This is a genomic window from Polynucleobacter asymbioticus QLW-P1DMWA-1, assembly GCF_000016345.1.
GTDB classification, from domain to species: Bacteria; Pseudomonadota; Gammaproteobacteria; order Burkholderiales; family Burkholderiaceae; genus Polynucleobacter; species Polynucleobacter asymbioticus.
Map to the genome: position 1 here is coordinate 244338 of NC_009379.1, position 19492 is coordinate 263829.

The following is a 19492-nucleotide window of genomic DNA, read 5'->3' on the forward strand; positions in this document are numbered from 1 at the left end:
TGCTTGGAATTAAAGAATGAATGCTGAACCGTTGTATGACAAATTATTAGGCGTTTTGCGCACAAGATTAGAACGGGGTTCTTTTGAGCTCGCTGGTCTAGCAATGGGCGGTGCATGGATAGCTGAACGTTTAGCTCAAGATCTGAGTTTGCAGCATTACGGAATAATTAATGTGGCTTTTCATCGGGATGATTATGCGGAAAAGGGGATGACTGCTTTGCGAACAGCCAGCACAATGTCTACGCATCTACCTTTCGATGTCAATGGGGCTCACATTATTTTGATTGATGATGTTCTGTTTACCGGCAGAACAGTGCGCGCCGCCTTAAATGAATTATTTGATTTTGGTCGACCTGCGCAAGTCGAACTCATGGTGCTTGCTGATCGTGGAAATCGCGAGTTGCCAGTAGTAGCCAATTTTGTGGGCGAGAACATTGAAGTGCCTGACCATCAAATTTTGGTTTTAGAAAAAGACAATGCTGGAAAATTCAGTTTCCAACTTGAGGAGCGAGCAGAATGAGCTCAGAAAACAATGCCGGCGCTAACTTGGTGAATCAATTTAATGCAGCCGGGGAGTTGACCCATCTGCTGACTCTAGAAGGACTACCAAAAGAGCAAATTTTGCATATTTTGGATACTGCCCAGCAGTTCGTCAGTGTTACTGATCCATCTCGTGAGGTTAAAAAAGTTCCCCTGCTGCGTGGAAAAAGTGTTTTTAATCTTTTTTTTGAAAACTCTACGCGCACTAGAACTACATTCGAGATTGCAGCAAAACGCTTATCGGCAGATGTGATTAATTTAGATATTTCTACATCCTCAACTGCGAAAGGTGAAAGTCTTCTCGACACGATTGATAACTTAGTAGCAATGCAGGCCGATATTTTTGTAGTGCGTCATAGTGTTTCGCGTGCGCCCATTGAAATTGCCAATCATGTACCTACTCATGTACACGTAGTGAATGCGGGCGATGGTAGTCATCAGCATCCAACACAGGGTTTGTTGGATATGTATACGATGCGCCACTTTAAGCAAAATTTCAAAGGCCTCAAAGTCGCTATCGTTGGTGATATTGTTCATAGCCGTGTTGCCAAGTCGAACATTCATGCCCTGACTACTTTAGGTTGTGAAGATATTCGTGTGATCGGTCCTGAAAGCTTGTTGCCAAGCGATCTCGACATGCTGGGGGTTAAGGTGTATCACAGCATGGAAGAAGGCTTAAAAGACGTAGACGTTGTGATGACGCTGCGTATTCAGAAGGAGCGCATGGAGGCAGGCCAAGTGCCCGAAGGGGATGCGTTCTTTAATCAATATGGATTGACACCGACGCGCTTAGCATTGGCAAAGTCTGATGCAATCGTGATGCATCCTGGCCCAATGAATCGTGGCGTAGAAATTGATTCCGTTGTTGCAGATGGACCTCAATCAGTCATCTTGAATCAGGTGACATTTGGCATTGCAGTTCGTATGGCAGTGATGTCAATCGTTGCTGGTAATTAATAGTAATTGCACGTGAGTCAAACAAAAGGTCCGATGTCTGAAAAAAAATCCTGGTTGATTCTGTCACATGGATTCAATATGGATGGCAGGGCGTCTAGCCAGACCATTACTGACAAGATTCCTTATTTATTAGAAGCTGGTATTCAGCCGATTGTATTTAGCGCAATCACCGGTATTCAGGATCAACGTTTTCCGCATCGCCGTTTTTTGGCGTGGGGCCCAGCAGCATTTAGGTTTGATTTTCGGCACTGGATTGCTAATCAATATGGTCGCGGTTTTATTTATAAGCTCCTCACTCGAACCGTTTCCATTGTTCTCGCACCTTTTATCGGCTTGGAGAAACTGATTCTGGGTTACTCCAGTCAGTGGTCCTGGGCGATGCCTGCCTTTATTCATGGCTTGGGATTAGTTCGCTCCGGCAAAGTAGATTTAGTTTTTAGTACTGGCGGCGCTTGGTCTGCTCACTTGGCAGGTCTTTGGTTAAAAAAATGGACTGGAATTGCTTGGATTGCAGAAATTCATGATCCTTTGGTTATCCGTAAGAATCCAAATGACCAGGGTTTTGAGCAACCCAAAAATCGTGATGCGCGCTTTCGACATTATCTAGAGCGGCAGTTAACGAAATATGCTGATCACGTCTGGTGGTTTACAGATGGCGCCGTGCATTATGCAAAAGTTCGCAATCCTAATCTGAATACTCCTGAAAATGCCCATGGTTTTATGGTGTTGCCAGGCGCCGAGCCTCCGGGCGGAGTAACTGCAGAAAAGCCTCATAGATATTCAGAGAAATTAAATTTGTGTCATTTTGGCTCTTTGGCAAACGATCGTTCTTTGTCTACCATCTTGAACGCATTAGTCCCTCTATTAGAAAAGTACCCTGTAGCAAGGGATCATATTCAAGTACATGCCTATGGTGCAGCCTTAGATCCCTTGACTATCCAAGCTATCAAAACTTTGGGATTTAATGATGTGTTATTGGCTCATGGGCGCTTAGAAAAAGACCCCATTACAGGCAAGTCTGGGCGTGAGCAGGTGCTTGAAAAAATGCAAGAAGCTGATGTATTGATTTTGCTGCACGGGAATGATGAGTGGTGCGCAGAATATATCCCCTCTAAATTCTATGAATACCTCTGGACAGGAAGGCCGATTTGGGGAATCACTCATCGCAACCCCCAGTTGGACCAAATGCTCGAGGAACGGGGCGCTTACCTGAGTCAAGAAGGTGACGCAATAGGAATTGCTACAGCACTCGAGAGAATCTGGTTAGACTGGAAGCAACAAAAACTGCATCAGCCATTAGGATCGCCAATGGGGGTTGATCAAGCAGTCCGAAAAATTCTCACTGAAATTCAGTGGCAGTCATAGAAGAAATGGGAAGCGAATTGAAAGACTTAGTTCTTTATTGCAAATCGTATCGCAATGATTTTTTGCGTCTTAAAAGATTGTTATCTTCAATTGAGCAATTCAATTCTGAGAAATTACCCTTCTATATTTCTACTCCACGTGCTGATAAAGCAGAATTAGTTCAAGCGATTGGCAATGCCGGTTATCTATGGGTTGCTGATGAAGATATCGTAGTGGCAAACCCAAGAGCGCCATTCGAAAAATATCAAGCGATGCCCGGAGGGCTATCTCAGGCTATTGTGAAGTCTGAATTTTGGCGCTTAGGTTTAGCTGAGAATTATTTATGCTTAGATTCCGATTGCGTATTTATTCGTCCATTTGGTAGGGCTGACTTTATGACCCCTGAAGGCGTGCCATTGACAGTCCTACATCAAAATAAAGAGTACTTTCAATTGTCCGTGGATCGTGGGCAATTAAAGGTTATGCAGAACTTGCAAGAAGAAGCCCAGAGGGTACAAGGTTTATTTGGTCGCGTGGGACCGGAATTTTATTGCGCTCCAGCACCATTTATTTGGTCGGCAAAAGTGTGGGAATCTCTGGATCGAGAGTGTTTACAGCCTAAGGGCATAACGCTATGGGATATGGTGACTCCGCAATATCCAGAAACGTTAATTTATGGAGAAGCGCTGTTAAAGTATCGCGCTATCCCACTACTGGCGATTGAGCCCCTCTTTAGGGTGTATCACTATGACTGGCAATATTTTTTGTTAAAGCGTCTCGGCGAGACAGAAGAAAAGTTAAAGACAAATTTTCTTGGAGTTCTATACCAATCGAATTGGGAGTCCAACTTAAGCTTCGGGGAAAAGCAAAAATCATTGCCATCCCGTATCTTAAAAAATATTAAACGCACTCTTCGTCAACTTCAAAGTTATTTGTAAATGTCTGATATTCAAGCTTTAGTTATCTCATTAGCAGGATCTGATTCTCGCCAAGAGAAGGTCAGGGCTGAGCTTGGGAAAACTCACCTAGAATGGCGATTTTTAGATGCGGTGAGGGGGTCGGCCCTTGTGGAAGTTCCTGCGGAATACAAGCCCGAGAAAGTAAAAGCCTTATTGGGGTTTGAATTGACTCCAAACGAACTAGGATGTTTTTTATCGCATAAAAAAGCTTGGCAAGAATGCGTAGATAAAAATATTCCAACCATTATTTTTGAAGATGACTTTTATTTCTTGCCACACTTTGAAGAAGCTATACATTTTTTATCTACGCAATGCAATGATTGGGATGCGATAAGACTTCAAGGTTTAAGTGATGTCCCTCAGGAGTGCATTTTAGAAAATGGTCAAATGAGTTTGGTTAGGAATGTGGGGGATGCGGTGGGGGCGACGGCCTACCTTCTGAAGCCCACCGCTGCAAAAAAACTGATCGCTGCTTCGAATGATATTTATGAGCCTCTCGATCATTTTCTTGAGCATTATCAGAAGCACCATGTAGAATTTTTAGCTATCAGCCCATACCCAGTTGATATCACTCGAGTGCAAAGCACGATTGCTGATAGGCCAGAGAGGTTGCCCATCAAGGGGTGGGCAAAGTTAAAGAGATCTATTTTGCGAACACTAGATCGTCAGTTTTCTGAGAATCCCTGGTTCCCTAAGTAAGCTTTAGTGGTTTATAGGTAAAGCTTTTTTTGAAGATTGCGAATCTTTCGTTCGAAACGATGTTTTTGAATGATTAGGCGGTCAAACGAAGAAATAGAAATATCCTCTCTTTTCCCTCCTTGAATAAATACCTCATCAAATTTGCGCATAATTTCTTTTGCGCAAAAATTTTGTGAGTAGGCATCCCAATTTTTCTCTCTTTGAACATCACGACTGTAGTGTTCAAAAATAGACGCCAAATCTTTTCTCCCTTTATAAAGAATCGCTTTATCACCCAGGATTTCAATGTGGCTGCGTTGGGGTGAAAGGGCGTACGTAATGACGGGTTTACCTTTAATGGAGAACTCACCACAGGCTAGGCCGAAGCTTTCGCCAATACCCCGTGCATGAAGCATTCCATCACAGGTGTTAATAAAATTCACCTTGTAAATCAAGTCAGAGTTACCCGGTAAAAATAACAACCTTTCATGTTGGGCAAATGGTGCCATATTCATAAATAAGAAATACAGGTCTTTTCTCTTCTGAACGGCTGCAAGCACCTCTTTTTTGACAAAATCCAAATTAAAGCTATCTGAGCCCCCATACCAGCCGAGAACGGTAGCTGTTTCTGGGATGTTGAGTTCTTTACGAAGATTGCCATCATGGTTAGGCAATTCAATCATATGGGGTACAAAAGGAATTTTATTATTTGAATATTCTTTTGAAAGCCACTGCGAAACAAACGCATATTTATCACCATGGAATTCCTCGGGCTTGGTAGGAAATACTGCATGGATAACGGATGGAGAGCTTTCGCATATGGCGTCATCACGCTCTCCAGACTTAATAAAATAAGTTAAATCAATTTTTTCTTGCTCAATTAAGTGATTCAGCTCTGTTTGACCGTCATAAGGCCGCAGAGAAAATTGCTTAGAGAATTTTTCATAAACTGATTGCTCGACAGAACTATTTTTTCTATAAAAAACAACCGATTGATTTCCTAATATATCTTGATTGTTTCGAGCATAGTCATAGAGGGCTATTTCAGTTCCCCTTAGAGATAAACCATTTGTGTGAAAGCCTATCTTCATGATTTAAGAGCAGGCGTCTTCGAGAATGTTCTTTACGAAATTCTTAAAAGGTTCAATGCTGGGGGCTTTAAGCAATAAGGCTTGGGAGCTATAGCCCTCGAGTAGTTTTGGTGTATTAATAATTTCAGCTAAAGGTGTGTAATTGCACCATGACATCGGAGCCAGATTGATAAAAGCATTGGGGTTAAAGTCCACTTTAACATTTTCATCAGTCCAGGAAATTGGAAGGCAATCCGCAAAGAAGGCTTCTGGAATTTTTTCGGTGTAATAGCCGGGATACATGCCATTTTCTGGACAAAGATTAAAGCCAAACTCTTGCAAGAGCTCTTGTTTTAAAAAACCGCTCAGATGATGATTTTTAATATTCCGATTGAAATGAGCGCCAAATCCAGTTACGGGCATTACTTTCTGCACGGCTTCAAAAAGCGTTTTTCGAGGCTCGCGAATGTGTGAACTTAAAAAAGCGGCGGCTTTAGGTTTTTCAAGAAAGCGCTCCCCAAGTGGCTGCATGAGGCGCTCAATTTTCATGAGGTGACCATAACGAGGGTTTGCATTGCCGACCACTCCCTCATGGGACCAATCGATCATTTCCATCCAGTATGGAAGTCGGAAATGATTGCTTGAGGTGATATTGAGCTCAAAGGTGATGCTGTAATCACTTGCCACCGTGTCATGACGAAGATTTTCTGCGCTATGGAAAACCCTAAGGGGCTCATGATTTCTTGCTGGAACTAGATTGATCATGGATTGCATGGTAGGACGCAAGGGTTTTGGGCACCAACTCAGCTTCTTACGACCCCCGTTCAAAAAGGGACCCAATATGAGTAAATCAGCCTCTGTAGGCTTCACCCAGTGAAGTTGATAGCCCAGACTTTGAGCGATAATCGGAAACAAGCCACGCGAATAGTCGCTAGGGCATCCAGTTGTCGAAATTCGTACACTTCTCATTCCTTAATACTAATTTATTTTTATGGCTGAGCATTTAGATCCCTATTCGGTAGTTATCACCACCTTTGATAAGCGCTTTGATGCTTTTTTTGTACCCTTATTGGCTCAAATCAAATCGCAGCGGCCTAATATTGAGGTCATTGTTACTATCAATGGGCCAGCCAAAAGTTCTTTTGATGAGGGCTATCGTGCTCACATCTTGTCTTATCTTGCGCAGTTCCCGCAAGTTTTTCCAACAATGTTTCCTAGCTTTCAATCATTAGCCAAGATGTGGAATCGTGGAGCCTTGAATACCAGTCATAATCGCGCCCTCGTTTTGAATGACGACTTGGAACTGAAGACTGAGAATGGCGTCAGTTTCTTTGATGGCCTGGAAACTGCATTAGCAAGTCAAGCGGGTACTTTTAAAATTAATGGTAGCTTTTCTCATTTCATTTTGGATAAGCGAGAATTAATTGACGTCGGATTTTTTGATGAGCGCCTTTTAGGCTTAGGTGAAGAAGATGGTGATTTCTTCTGGCGTTTTTATAAAAAATACAAAAAAGAAATTCCAAGTGTGGACATAGGTTTAATTGATAATGTTCAGTCTGATTTAGCGGATGATGGCTATACCAAGGGTATTAGGACAGCCTCTAAATTCAACCGCGATTTTTTACAGACTCAGAAATATAAGAATACTCTCTTGGGTGGTTATCGCGGTATGTTTGATAAGAAGGTAAATCAAATTTTAGAGGATGAAAAACAATATCCTTATGAATCTTTTTATTTAGAAAATAAGAACAAGCTTTAACAATAGCCGATAAAAAATTAATAGAGCGAATTAAGGTAAAAAAATGATTTTAGTAACCGGTGGTGCTGGCTTTATTGGAGGGAATTTTGTATTGGATTGGTTGGCTAACTCCAATGCTGAAGGAATAGTCAATTTAGATAAATTAACTTATGCCGGCAACCTGGCTACCCTCGATTCACTCAAAGATGATGCTCGCCATGTATTTATTCATGGTGATATTGGTGATAAAGAGCTTGTAACAAAACTACTAACTCAATATAAACCCCGAGCCATCGTAAACTTTGCGGCTGAAAGCCACGTGGATCGCTCTATTCATGGGCCGGCAGAATTTGTGCAAACCAATATTGTGGGTACTTTTAATCTGCTCGAGTGCGCTCGCGAATATTGGAACTCATTAGATGGTGCTGAAAAAGAGCAATTTCGTTTTCATCATGTTTCAACCGATGAGGTTTATGGCTCACTCTCAGCAGCAGATCCTGCGTTTACTGAGACCAATTCCTATGAGCCTAATAGCCCATACTCTGCCTCAAAGGCTGCTTCTGATCATCTAGTGCGCGCCTGGTTTCATACCTATAGCTTCCCTGTGGTGACCACCAATTGCTCGAATAACTACGGACCTTATCATTTCCCCGAAAAATTAATCCCATTGGTCATTTTGAATGCACTCAATGGCAAGCCTTTACCTATTTACGGTGATGGCCAGCAAGTGCGAGATTGGCTGTATGTTGGTGATCACTGCTCTGCAATTCGTGAAGTTTTAGCTAAGGGCAAGTTGGGAGAGACCTATAACATTGGCGGCTGGAATGAAAAAGCCAATATTGATGTGGTGAAAATAATTTGCCAAATATTAGACCAGCTAAAACCAAGGGCTGATGGTAAATCTTATGCTGAGCAAATTACCTTTGTAAAAGATCGGCCAGGGCACGATCGTCGCTATGCGATTGATGCTAGTAAAGTCGAGCGTGATTTAGGCTGGCGTCCAGCAGAGACCTTTGACACTGGTATCCGTAAAACGGTGCAGTGGTATCTCGAAAATCCAGCATGGATCGAAGGCGTAGTGAGTGGTTCATACCGTGACTGGTTGCAAAAGCAGTACAACTAATATGAAAGTGCTAGTTTTTGGAAAAGATGGGCAGCTTGGCAAAGCCTTTCAGCAGGTATTTTCCGCTCTAACACCCCCTCATCCAATCCATGTAGAGTTCTTGGGTCGAGCTGAGTGTGATTTATGCAACCCAGAAGCTATTGCCACGACGCTAGATAAATTCAAACCAAATATCATCATCAACTCCTCTGCATATACGGCGGTGGATAAGGCGGAGACTGAAGTAGATTTAGCTTACGCTATTAATGCTAGAGCTCCAGAATTGATGGCTGCTTATGCCGCAGAGCATGGCGCAACATTCTTGCATTACTCAACTGACTATGTATTTGATGGCGAAAAATACGGATTTTATTTAGAGGATGATGTACGCAGTCCTTTGGGCGTCTACGGGAAAAGCAAGGCTGCTGGCGAAGAGGGTATTGCAAGAATTTTTGCCAATAGTAAGCTTGGCCAATACGCAATATTGAGAACAAGCTGGGTATATGGTGACGGTGGGAATTTCATTCGAACCATTTTGAGATTAGCTAAAGAACGAGAAGAGCTGAAAGTCATCGCAGATCAGTATGGTGTGCCTACTAGTGCCCAGTGGTTGGCTCAAGTGAGTTTAGGCCTCACTCTAAATCAGGATGGCAGTATTAAACACTTTCCTTCGGGGATTTATCACGCGGTTCCTGCTGGCGAAACCACTTGGCATGGTCTGGCGACCTTGGCTGTAAGTGCGGCTATAAAGGCGGGGGTTGCTCTGAAAGTACAGCCGGGTTTGATTAAACCAATTCCAGCGACTGAATATCCACTTCCAGCCCCTAGGCCTGCCAATTCAAGAATGTCTACCGATAAATTGCAATCAGCCCTAGGTGGTTCTAGATCTTATAATGAAGCTCAGCAAAGCCCAGAATTTCCGCAGTGGGAACAGATGGTGCAAGAGTATGTAAGTAGGCTTGCCTCTAGAGGCGAAATTTAAAGATTCTGAAATAAGTTAGGGCTATCATGACTGTAAATCGTAAGGGCATTATTTTGGCCGGTGGATCTGGGACTAGACTCTATCCTGTGACACAGGCTGTTTCTAAGCAATTGATGCCCGTCTATGACAAGCCAATGGTGTATTACCCACTTACTACCTTAATGCTTGCGGGTATTCGCGATATTTTGTTAATTTCTACCCCGCATGACACGCCGCGATTCGCTGAGCTATTGGGAGATGGCTCTCAATGGGGTCTTAATATTGAGTATTGCGTACAGCCATCTCCAGACGGTTTGGCACAAGCCTTCACTTTAGGTAAACACTTTGTTGGCAATAATCCAAGTGCTCTCGTGCTTGGGGATAATATTTTTTATGGCCATGAGTTAGTTGATCAGCTTGATAGCGCTAACGATCGCGCTTCAGGCGCAACGGTATTTGCCTATCATGTAAACGATCCGGAACGTTATGGTGTCGTAGAGTTTGATCAACACTACAAAGCACTCTCTATTGAAGAAAAGCCATTAAAGCCAAGAAGTAGTTACGCAGTGACCGGCCTTTATTTCTATGACAATCAAGTTTGCGATATTGCCGCCTCGATCAAGCCAAGCGCACGTGGTGAGCTTGAAATCACAGATGTAAATCGCGTCTATTTAGAAAAGAATGAATTGAGTGTCGAGATTATGGGTCGCGGCTTTGCTTGGCTGGATACGGGTACGCATGATTCATTATTGGATGCCGCTGGTTTTATTGCCACCCTACAAAAACGTCAGGGCCTCATGGTTGCTTGTCCGGAAGAGATTGCCTATCGTCAGGGTTGGATTAGCGCTGAAACCGTCCAAAAGGTTGCCGCCCAATTGAGTAAGAATAGTTACGGTCAATACCTTAGCAAAATAGTGAATGAATTAAATAATAGTGCTCAGCCTATTTCACTTTCTACAAAGAAGGCCAATAAATGAAGTTGAAAGTTACACCGACTGCTATTCATGATGTTTTAGTGATTGAGCCGACAGTCTTTGGTGATGAGCGTGGCTGGTTTACGGAGTCTTTCAATGCCGTTGACTTTGCAGATGCTACTGGATTAACCGTCAATTTTGTTCAAGATAACCACTCATTTTCTCGTCAATGGACTTTGCGCGGTTTGCACTATCAGCTCGAGAAAACTCAGGGCAAATTGGTTCGAGTGGTAGCAGGTAGTGTTTTTGATGTGGCAGTAGATATTCGTAAAGAATCACCAACATATGGCAAATGGGTTGGAATTGAACTCAGCGCTCAAAATCATAAGCAGTTATGGGTTCCACCTGGATTGGCTCATGGATTTTTAGTTCTCTCAGAAACAGCAGAGTTTCTTTATAAGACAACGGATTACTATCACCCTCAAAGCGAAGCTTGCCTTGTCTGGAATGATCCAACGGTGGCTATTGCATGGCCTCTACCTGAAGGTGTGAACCCCAATATGAATGCTAAAGACATGTCTGGTCTTGCATGGGATGCGGCACCAAAGTTTTAATTTGAAGAGCTTGCCCCCCAAAATCCTGCTAGTAAAGCTTTCCTCCTTGGGGGATGTGCTTCACAATTTACCGATTGTGTGGGACATACGAGCTCGTTTGCCAGATGCGCAAATTGACTGGGTGGTTGAAGAGGCTTACGTTCATTTGTTGCAACCTCTTCTGAGTCGAGGAAATTTCAAAGGGATTGACCGAATCATTCCTTTTAGCTTACGTCGATGGAAAAAATCATTATTCAGTTTGACCTCTTGGAGGCAATTCTTTTCCTTTAAAAAAGAGCTCCAAAAGGTTACGTACGATGTTGTTATCGAAACCCAAGGCTTATTAAAGTCCGCTTTTGTTTGCGCGCTAGCCAAAAAGACATCCGACGCAGTAGTTGCTGGCCTGGCGAATGCTACTGAGTATTCGGGTTATGAACCACTAGCCAGGTTGTTTTACAACCAGTCTGTACAGGTGCCATTTCAGTGTCATGCAGTAGACCGCTCTCGTTATGTTCTCTGTTCCGCACTAAATTGGCCATTAATCAATCGTGATGAGCGAGCCCAGTTTTATCCGTCGAGCTACGTTGATGCAGTCTTACACCAATCACCCTCGAACTTTAAATCGCCCTATATTCTTTTCTTTCATTCGACTGCGCGAGAGGCAAAACGCTGGTCTAACGAGAACTGGATTTACTTGGGGAATGAGTTGGCCGGCCAAGGTTATCAGGTCATTCTTCCATGGGGTAATGCTAGTGAGAAAGTGGTGAGTAATGAGCTGGCAAGCAAAATAAAAGGCGCCATGGTTCCCAAACCATTTTCCGTGCAAGAAGCCTTTTTGATTGTTGGGAATGCAGCTTTAGTGGTTGGGGTAGATACAGGCCTTACACATTTAGCGGCGGTAATGAATAAGCCAACCATTGAAATTTATTGCGATTCACCACGTTGGAAAACTGAAGGGTATTGGTCAAACCACATTCGTAATGTGGGTGATATTCAGGATCCCCCATCAGGTGCTGTGGTTTTAGCCGCTGCTACAGAGTTGCTGCAGTAATCTTTACAACTATAGAAATGATTTAGCGCATCAAAGAGTTGATGGCTAGCAAATCCTCATCGGTCAAAGTAGAGGCACTTGCTTTGAGGCGCAGCGCATTGAGAATGGTGTTGTAACGGGCTTGCTGAAGCTGAGAGCGGGTAGTGAACAAAGTATCTACTGCAATTAATACATCAATATTAATCAAGGTCCCCACCTGAAATCCTAGTCTACTAGATTCAACAGCAGATTCAGATGATCTCTCAGCCGCCTCAAATGCTTTAACGCTCGCTAGGCCACCATAAAATCCAGTAAATGCCGCCCTGGTATTTTGTGCTGCCGTGCGTCTTGCATTGTCATAGTTTGCTTTAGCGCTATCGACTAATGCAGAGTTTTGACGGATAACTGAGGTGTTGTAGCCACCAGAAACCAATGGGATGCTCAGTTGTAAACCCAAGGTATTGTTGTACACATTGGTTTGGGAAGGGGTGTAGCTATTTGGCGTGCCATTAGAGGTGTTATAGCCCGAAGTACCTACTAAGTTTAACGAGGGGTAGTTGAGAGCCATAGAGGCGCGATAAGTACTTTCGGCAAGACTCACCGATAGTTGGCTCGCCAATACCTTGAAATTAGCCGCTTCAGTTTGGTTAATCCAGTCTTCCAATGTTTGCCCTGGAGGTAGCTGTGGATTAACGCTTTCTACCAAAGGAGTAGTCTTGTTGTCTTTGCTTTTGCTGCGTGGATCCTTGAGAACACCATCAATCTTTGCTTGCTTAACCAATGGCTTTAGCGGCCCAACTGGATGTCCAACCAGCTGCTCCAAAATCCCTTTCTTCACAACCAAATCAGCTTGTGCTGCAATCTCTTGCGACACAGTAAGGTCATAGCTGGCTTGAGCGGTATTCACATCCACAATCGTTGCGAGGCCGGCATCGAATTTTGCTTGAGCCACATCTAATTGCTGCTTAATCAGGTCTTTCTTGTTGCGATATAAAGTCACATTGTCTTGGCTCGTCAAAGCATCAAAATACGCTTGTGACACTCTTAAGATCAGATCTTGCTGAGCTTGAAAGAAATTCATATCAGCAATCTTGGTATTCAGATCACCTTGTTTGAAAGCTTCTAATGCACCTACATTGAACACGGGTTGAGTAAGTGTGACGGTGTAACTCTTTTGGTCAAATACTCGGGAGTTACCTGGCCCAGTCGAGACAACAGTAGTACCTGCGCCATGTTGGTAGTAGCGCGTGGCTCCTGGCGTAGCTATAGCCTGAGGAAGTAAAAGAGACAGACCTTGCCAATACAACTCTTTACTAGCTTGATAATTAAAGCGAGCCGCAGTGAGAACTGGATCACTAAAGGCAGCATCTTGATACAAGGCAATTAAATCGGTTAACTGCCCTTGGCTGTTTTGTTTGCCATTACCCAGGTAAGAAGGCGCATCTTGGCTCGGAAGCGCTTGCTTGGGTAAGGGTGCAATCTGCGGGGGCTGATCTAGACCGGTTAATGAAGATGGGCTAACCAGGCTGGGCAAGGCTGATCTAGCTGCTCCAGTAGGGGTCTGGGCCAAAGCATTCGAATACCAAGAATTGAGGCCGAGCGCCTGACTCAGGAGCAAACCAAAGATGGTTAGTCTGGAGTGGCGAAAACGGGCTGGGGTCATCAAATTCATCTACTTTTAAGGTGCCTGAAGTTTAAGGCCAAATCCTATTTGATGGTTAATTTGGATCAATTTTGCCAAATCTTCTTCATATCTTCATATACCTATAAAATTTGCCCTATGGAACTTATTTTGTTGATAAAAGCAGTGATTTTGGGGGTGGTAGAGGGTCTGACAGAGTTTCTGCCGATCTCGAGTACTGGGCACCTGATCCTAGTCGGTGATTTACTGGACTTTAATGATGAGCGGGGCAAAGCTTTTGAGGTCATTATTCAGTTCGGTGCCATCCTAGCAGTGTGCTGGGAATTTAGAGAAAAGTTACTTAAGGTTGCTTGCTCATTAACCAGTAATGCCAACTCCCGCCGCTTTTTTCTCAATTTATTAATTGCTTCTGCCCCAGCAATGGGACTCGGATTTGTTTTTGGTAAACATATCAAGGCCATTTTGTTTTCTCCTGTGCCGGTGGCAACCGCTTTCATCGTAGGCGCATTGATCATTTTTTGGGCAGAGCGGCGTCAAGAAAAAATAGGCACTACTTCAACCCACATTCATACTGTTGACGACCTTTCTTATCTAGATGCTTTAAAGGTCGGAATTGCCCAATGCGCCGCATTAATTCCGGGGACATCTCGCTCTGGCGCCACCATTATTGGTGGCATGTTGTTTGGTTTGCCTCGTGTGGTGGCTACTGAATTTTCATTCTTTTTGGCTATACCCGTTATTGGTGGGGCAACGGCATATGAGTTGCTGAAGCTATGGAAAGCGCCTGTCACAATTTCTGGTGATTATGGTTTGGCGATTGGTGTGGGCTTTGTTGCAGCCTTTATTTCCGCGTTCATCTGCGTGCGCTGGCTGATTCATTATGTTGCCCATCACAACTTTATCCCATTTGCCTGGTACAGAATTGTGTTTGGCTTATTAGTGCTAGTCACTTCATATAGCGGTTTAATCGCTTGGTCGCATTGATCTCATCGATCACTAACCCAATATAGGAAATTCCCATGGATGTATCAATAGACGCTATTACCAATAATATTCAGCTGGCACTAGCACCAGTGTTTTTATTGACGGCAGTCGCAACCTTAATTAATGCCATTTCTGGACGGCTTGCCAGAACAGTGGATCGGATGCGCTCCATTCATACAGCAATTTATGTGGGCAGCGTAAAAGACGAAAAAACCCTTTTAAATATGCGCAAAGAAGCCGAGGAAGCAAAGACACGCGGGCGTCTCTGTACTGCTGCTATCTTTTTTGATGTCTTGAGTGGTGTCTTCATCTCTCTCACTGTTCTTGAACTGTTTTTCTTTCAAGCAGGGGCGGTACGCTCTCTACAAACTTCTTATGTTATTTGGACCTTTGTATTGGGTCTGATATCCTTTATGACATCTCTATCTATCGTTCTAGCCGAGGTGGTGTATGCCTATAGATCGGCTGGCTGGAATATTTCCAGACATTATTAATTACAGCTTCTTTCGACTAAAACTATGAATAAAATCCTCATCACTGGTGGCGCTGGCTTCTTAGGTTCTCACCTGACTGAAAAGTTACTCAAAGAAGGCAATGATGTATTGGTAGTGGATAACTACTTTACAGGCACCAAAGAGAACTTAGCGCATTTGCTGCCTAACCCAAAGTTAGAGCTCATGCGTCATGACGTGACTTTCCCTCTATATGTAGAAACCAATCAGATCTATAACTTGGCCTGCCCCGCATCCCCGGTGCACTATCAATATGATCCCGTGCAAACAACCAAGACCAGTGTGCATGGCGCGATCAATATGCTCGGCCTTGCCAAGAGAACTAGGGCGCGTATCTTGCAAGCATCAACCAGCGAAGTGTATGGTGACCCAGAAGTGCATCCCCAGCCAGAAGAGTACTGGGGAAAGGTCAATCCGATTGGTATTCGCTCATGCTATGACGAAGGTAAGCGCTGCGCTGAAACCCTGTTCTTTGACTACAACCGTCAGCACAATCTTGACATCAAAGTAGTCAGAATATTTAATACCTACGGCCCCCGTATGCATCCTAACGATGGGCGCGTAGTGAGCAACTTCATTGTGCAAGCACTACAAGGCAAGGACATCACGATTTATGGTGATGGTCAGCAAACGCGTAGCTTTTGCTATGTCGATGATCTGATTGATGCGATGGTCAAAATGATGAACTCAGAAGATGGCTTTACCGGCCCAGTCAATATTGGTAACCCAGGTGAGTTCACTATGCTGCAATTAGCCGAAACAGTTCTTAAACTCTCAGGCAGTAAATCCAAGATCATTCACCAGCCATTGCCTTCTGATGATCCAAAGCAACGCCAACCTAATATCGAGTTGGCTAAAGCAAAACTCGGCTGGGAGCCTAAAGTTAATCTAGAGGATGGGCTGAAAGAGACAATTGCTTACTTTAGGAAAGTTGTAGCTTAAGTTGACAGAGCAAGTAAACAGTAAGCCAGGAGTACAGCGTTTTGAGCGGATTCGCTCATTTGTTCTCAGGGCTGGAAGAACAACTGCCGGTCAGCAGCGCGCTATAGATGAATTAGGCCCTCAATTTTTGCTGCCCTATCAAGATCAGATCTTGAACTTGGTTGACGCTTTTGCTGGATCCACCAAGCCTAAGATTCTGGAAATTGGTTTTGGTATGGGTGAGACCACTGCCAAAATTGCCGCCTTGCGTAGCGAGGATGATTTCTTGGCGATTGAGGTGCATCCCCCTGGAGTTGGGGCTCTTCTGAAGTTGATTGGCGAAAATCAACTGACTAATTTACGACTCATACGCCACGATGCGGTTGAGGTCCTTGAAAATATGATTGCCCCGAATTCTTTAGATGGTATTCATATTTACTTTGCTGATCCTTGGCATAAGAAGCGCCATCACAAGCGTCGCCTCATTCAGGCGGAATTTGTAAAGTTGCTCGTGTCTCGTTTGAAAAGCGGTGGGTATCTCCACCTAGCCACAGACTGGCATAACTATGCCGAGCAAATGCTTTTAGTGTTAAATGCCGAACCCACCCTTCAAAATACTTCAGCTGAAAAAGTAAAAGTCGAAACCTTTACCCCTGAAGATATCGCCCCGGAAGGATCTGAAAAAGATTTAAAAGAATTTAAACCAAGCGCTGAGCAATTAAGCTCTGAGCATCCTGGTTATGTCGAGCGCCCTGCTTATCGACCTACGACGAAGTTTGAAAACCGTGGCATCAAGCTGGGCCACGGTGTTTGGGATTTGGTTTACCGCAAGAAATAAGTTCTAGACGTGCCGCTCTGTGAAGGATTTAAAGGCCTACGCAAACATATTTCATTTCTAGGTATTCATCCATTCCATAAGCGCTGCCTTCTCGACCTAATCCGGATTGCTTTACCCCTCCAAATGGCGCAACTTCATTAGTAATGAGGCCGGTATTCACGCCTACCATGCCATAGTCCAAAGCTTCGGCTACCTTCCAAATACGGCCAATGTCGCGACTATAAAAATAGGACGCCAGTCCAAATGGGCTGTTATTTGCTAAGGCAACCGCTTCTTCGTCATTCTCAAACGGAATAATGGGGGCAACAGGTCCAAAAGTTTCCTCTTGGGTAATGAGCATGTCACTGTTTACATTGGCCAAGATGGTCGGTTCGTAAAAGTTTTTTCCTTGGGTGGTAGGTTTTCCGCCAGTGACTAATTTGGCACCTTTACTAATGGCATCGGCTACGTGCTTCTCCGCTTTTTCTAAAGCAGCCGTTTCAATCAGCGGGCCTTGAGTAACGCCTGGCTCCATACCATTGCCTACTTTAATTTTTGTAATTGCTTGAGCAAATTTTTCAACAAACTGGTCATGCACTTTCTTGTGAACATAAAAGCGATTGGCGCAAACACAGGTTTGGCCAGAGTTTCTAAATTTAGAAGCAATAGCGCCAATTACTGCAGCATCAATATCAGCATCATCAAACACGATAAATGGCGCATGCCCACCAAGCTCAAGAGCCAATTTTTTAACAGTAGGCGCGCATTGCCCCATCAAAATGCGACCTACCTCAGTAGAGCCTGTAAAGGAGAGATGCCTTACTGTGGGTGAGGCGCAAAGCGTCTTACCAATGAGAATGGATTGATTGGCATCCGCAGTCAAAATATTAATCACGCCATCCGGAATGCCTGCACGAATAGCTAATTCAGCAAGTGCCAATGCGGACAGCGGAGTGAGTTCAGCAGGCTTGATGACAATCGTGCAGCCAGCCGCTAGCGCTGGCGCTACCTTGCGGGTGATCATGGCTATTGGAAAGTTCCAGGGGGTGATGGCAACGCAAACACCAATCGGTTGTTTGAGTACCATCATGCGCTTATCACCCCAGGTAGTGGCAGGTATTGAGCCAGCGACTCGTTTTGCTTCTTCAGCAAACCATTCAACAAATGAGGCGCCATAAGCGACTTCACCGGCAGCTTCTGCCAAGGGCTTACCTTGCTCTAAGGTCATGATTGTCGCTAAGTCTTGAGTACTCTCAGTAATCAAATCAAACCACTTGCGCATGATGTGGGCACGCTCTTTGCCCGTTTTATTGCGCCATGCTGGAAGCGCTTTTTCTGCCGCGGCAATCGCGAGTTCCGCATCTTGCGGCCCAAGGTTGCTTACTGAAGCAATAAGCTCATCAGTCGCTGGATTTTGAACATTAAAATTTTCTTTGGATCCAACCCATTGCCCATTAATAAACGCCTGTTCTTTAAATAGGCTTGGATCTTTTAAGAAACTGCGAATGTCAATCTTTTGCATAGGGGCTCTACCAATCGTTTAAAGGCAAATAATGATGAACTGCCAAAGTAATGCTGAAGTTAATACTGCGGTAGAAATGATTTTATCCCTCTTGGAATAAAAATGCCCCAGCTGGTAAAGGTGGGCATATGTGTTTAAGGCGGCTTTGTTTGGTTTAGCCGGCCTGTATTTCTGCGCTTCGTAATTTCTGTGCCAGCAGATCCAAAACACCATTGACGTATTTATGACCGTCTGTACCGCCAAAGGTTTTGGCTAGCTCCACAGCCTCATTAATAGCGACTTTATATGGAACTGAGAGGTCTATCGCCAATTCATAGGCTCCAATGAGGAGGGCTGCATGCTCCACTGGCGATAGTTCATTGATGGGACGATCTAAAGCGGGAGTGATAATCGCCTCTAACTCATCTGTACGCTCTAGAACGCCATCAAAAATTCCCTGGAATAAATCGAGCTGACAACGACGAAATGCAGGATCTTCGCCTAATTGCTTGGCAATTGCAGCAGCATTAGGAAGGCTACCTGCACGGCGCATCACTAGGCTTTGATAGACGCCTTGTAAGGCGTATTCACGCGCACGGCGACGTGGAGTGAGGGAGCGCTTTGGCGCCGCTGATTTAGCGTCTACCTTAGTTTCTTTCCCTACTGCTAGTTGGCTGGGTGTTGGAATCAATTTACTCATGTTTTTATTCTTCGCCAGCGTTAACTTCAATATCAAAATCAGGTGTCAGTGCCAAAGCAAGATTGGCCATCTCTACTACTGCTTTAGCGCAATCTGCGCCTTTGAGATTAACTCGAACGCTAGCCTGTTCATCAGTTTCGCAAGTAAGCACGCCATTGGCAATAGGTAAGCCAGAGTCAATCGAGATGCGGGTAATGCCGGCAGCAGATTCATTAGAAACTAATTCAAAGTGATAAGTCTCACCACGGATGACAGCCCCTAATGCAACCAAGCCATCAAACTCGCCAGTTGCAGCCAGCTTTTGCAGTGCAAATGGAATTTCCAGCGCGCCAGGCACAGTTACTAATTTAATGTCTGCCTGGGTCACACCCAAAGCAAGTAATTCAGTGATGCAAGCAGTGCTTAAAGCAACACAGTGCTCTTCATTAAAGCGGGCTTGCACAATGCCAATACGTAAATCTTGGCCATTCAAGTCAGCTTCTAATACGCCTACAAAGTCATTGTTTGAATTGGTCATGATGGATTTCTA

General features: G+C 44.2%; 21 protein-coding genes. 15 read left to right on the forward strand and 6 right to left on the reverse strand.

What is annotated here, in order from left to right; translation table 11 throughout:
* Positions 1–16: 16 nt before the first annotated feature.
* From pyrR to PNUC_RS01320, 5 genes are read left to right on the forward strand one after another with little or no spacing between them, the layout of a single operon-like run.
* Positions 17–520, forward strand: a complete 504-nt coding sequence (gene pyrR, locus PNUC_RS01300; RefSeq protein ID WP_011902091.1) for a bifunctional pyr operon transcriptional regulator/uracil phosphoribosyltransferase PyrR — start codon at positions 17–19, stop codon at positions 518–520.
* Positions 517–1497 (forward strand): aspartate carbamoyltransferase catalytic subunit, encoded by a 981-nt coding sequence (locus tag PNUC_RS01305; protein WP_011902092.1) that lies wholly within the window; start codon positions 517–519, stop codon positions 1495–1497. Before pyrR ends, PNUC_RS01305 begins: the two co-directional genes overlap by 4 nt.
* Positions 1498–1509: 12 nt before the next feature.
* Positions 1510–2862: a glycosyltransferase family protein gene (locus PNUC_RS01310; RefSeq protein ID WP_227717083.1), complete on the forward strand. Its 1353-nt coding sequence runs from the start codon at positions 1510–1512 to the stop codon at positions 2860–2862.
* Positions 2863–2867: 5 nt separating this feature from the next.
* A complete protein-coding gene (locus PNUC_RS01315; protein WP_011902094.1) occupies positions 2868–3779 on the forward strand; it encodes a DUF6492 family protein in 912 nt (303 codons plus the stop codon).
* Positions 3780–4499 carry a glycosyltransferase family 25 protein gene (locus tag PNUC_RS01320; protein WP_011902095.1) on the forward strand — a complete coding sequence of 240 codons (720 nt, stop codon included), beginning with the start codon at positions 3780–3782 and terminating at the stop codon, positions 4497–4499. It abuts the gene before it with no gap.
* Positions 4500–4510: 11 nt separating this feature from the next.
* On the opposite strand, the gene PNUC_RS01325 is transcribed toward PNUC_RS01320, so the two are convergent.
* Both PNUC_RS01325 and PNUC_RS01330 read right to left on the reverse strand, forming a co-directional pair.
* Positions 4511–5569: a hypothetical protein gene (locus tag PNUC_RS01325; RefSeq protein ID WP_011902096.1), complete on the reverse strand. Its 1059-nt coding sequence runs from the start codon at positions 5567–5569 to the stop codon at positions 4511–4513.
* Positions 5570–5572: 3 nt separating this feature from the next.
* Positions 5573–6517: a glycosyltransferase family 10 domain-containing protein gene (locus tag PNUC_RS01330; RefSeq protein WP_011902097.1), complete on the reverse strand. Its 945-nt coding sequence runs from the start codon at positions 6515–6517 to the stop codon at positions 5573–5575.
* Positions 6518–6539: 22 nt separating this feature from the next.
* On the opposite strand from PNUC_RS01330, the gene PNUC_RS01335 reads away from it, so the two are divergent.
* Genes PNUC_RS01335 through waaC form a run of 6 tightly spaced genes read left to right on the forward strand, consistent with a single transcriptional unit; the run spans position 6540 to position 11907 of the window.
* Positions 6540–7307 (forward strand): glycosyltransferase family 2 protein, encoded by a 768-nt coding sequence (locus PNUC_RS01335; protein ID WP_011902098.1) that lies wholly within the window; start codon positions 6540–6542, stop codon positions 7305–7307.
* 43 nt (positions 7308–7350) lie between these two features.
* On the forward strand, positions 7351–8409 hold the full coding sequence (gene rfbB, locus PNUC_RS01340; protein ID WP_011902099.1) for a dTDP-glucose 4,6-dehydratase: 1059 nt from the start codon (positions 7351–7353) through the stop codon (positions 8407–8409).
* A gap of 1 nt (position 8410) precedes the next feature.
* Positions 8411–9370, forward strand: coding sequence for a dTDP-4-dehydrorhamnose reductase (gene rfbD, locus PNUC_RS01345; protein WP_011902100.1), 960 nt, complete (start codon positions 8411–8413; stop codon positions 9368–9370).
* 26 nt (positions 9371–9396) lie between these two features.
* Positions 9397–10326, forward strand: coding sequence for a glucose-1-phosphate thymidylyltransferase RfbA (gene rfbA, locus PNUC_RS01350; RefSeq protein WP_011902101.1), 930 nt, complete (start codon positions 9397–9399; stop codon positions 10324–10326).
* Positions 10323–10877 (forward strand): dTDP-4-dehydrorhamnose 3,5-epimerase, encoded by a 555-nt coding sequence (gene rfbC, locus PNUC_RS01355; protein WP_011902102.1) that lies wholly within the window; start codon positions 10323–10325, stop codon positions 10875–10877. Before rfbA ends, rfbC begins: the two co-directional genes overlap by 4 nt.
* A 1-nt stretch (position 10878) precedes the next feature.
* Positions 10879–11907, forward strand: coding sequence for a lipopolysaccharide heptosyltransferase I (gene waaC, locus PNUC_RS01360; protein ID WP_011902103.1), 1029 nt, complete (start codon positions 10879–10881; stop codon positions 11905–11907).
* Positions 11908–11929: 22 nt separating this feature from the next.
* Here waaC and PNUC_RS01365 read toward each other — a convergent pair whose 3' ends face one another.
* Positions 11930–13558 (reverse strand): TolC family protein, encoded by a 1629-nt coding sequence (locus tag PNUC_RS01365; protein ID WP_201721416.1) that lies wholly within the window; start codon positions 13556–13558, stop codon positions 11930–11932.
* A gap of 108 nt (positions 13559–13666) precedes the next feature.
* Here PNUC_RS01365 and PNUC_RS01370 point away from each other — a divergent pair, with 108 nt between their 5' ends.
* From PNUC_RS01370 to trmB, 4 genes are read left to right on the forward strand one after another with little or no spacing between them, the layout of a single operon-like run.
* Positions 13667–14512: an undecaprenyl-diphosphate phosphatase gene (locus PNUC_RS01370; protein WP_048812197.1), complete on the forward strand. Its 846-nt coding sequence runs from the start codon at positions 13667–13669 to the stop codon at positions 14510–14512.
* A gap of 35 nt (positions 14513–14547) precedes the next feature.
* A complete protein-coding gene (locus PNUC_RS01375; RefSeq protein WP_011902106.1) occupies positions 14548–15006 on the forward strand; it encodes a DUF2721 domain-containing protein in 459 nt (152 codons plus the stop codon).
* Between the two features lie 24 nt (positions 15007–15030).
* Entirely contained in the window at positions 15031–15966 is a 936-nt protein-coding gene (locus tag PNUC_RS01380) for a UDP-glucuronic acid decarboxylase family protein (RefSeq protein WP_011902107.1), read from the forward strand.
* A gap of 1 nt (position 15967) precedes the next feature.
* Complete coding sequence (gene trmB, locus PNUC_RS01385) at positions 15968–16783, forward strand: tRNA (guanosine(46)-N7)-methyltransferase TrmB (protein ID WP_011902108.1); 816 nt, start codon at positions 15968–15970, stop codon at positions 16781–16783.
* 28 nt (positions 16784–16811) lie between these two features.
* Here trmB and PNUC_RS01390 read toward each other — a convergent pair whose 3' ends face one another.
* The 3 genes from PNUC_RS01390 to ribH all read right to left on the reverse strand — a co-directional run bounded on the left by PNUC_RS01390 (position 16812) and on the right by ribH (position 19480).
* Positions 16812–18284: an NAD-dependent succinate-semialdehyde dehydrogenase gene (locus PNUC_RS01390; protein WP_011902109.1), complete on the reverse strand. Its 1473-nt coding sequence runs from the start codon at positions 18282–18284 to the stop codon at positions 16812–16814.
* Between the two features lie 154 nt (positions 18285–18438).
* Positions 18439–18963, reverse strand: coding sequence for a transcription antitermination factor NusB (gene nusB, locus PNUC_RS01395; protein WP_011902110.1), 525 nt, complete (start codon positions 18961–18963; stop codon positions 18439–18441).
* 4 nt (positions 18964–18967) lie between these two features.
* On the reverse strand, positions 18968–19480 hold the full coding sequence (gene ribH, locus PNUC_RS01400; RefSeq protein ID WP_011902111.1) for a 6,7-dimethyl-8-ribityllumazine synthase: 513 nt from the start codon (positions 19478–19480) through the stop codon (positions 18968–18970).
* Positions 19481–19492 lie beyond the last annotated feature (12 nt).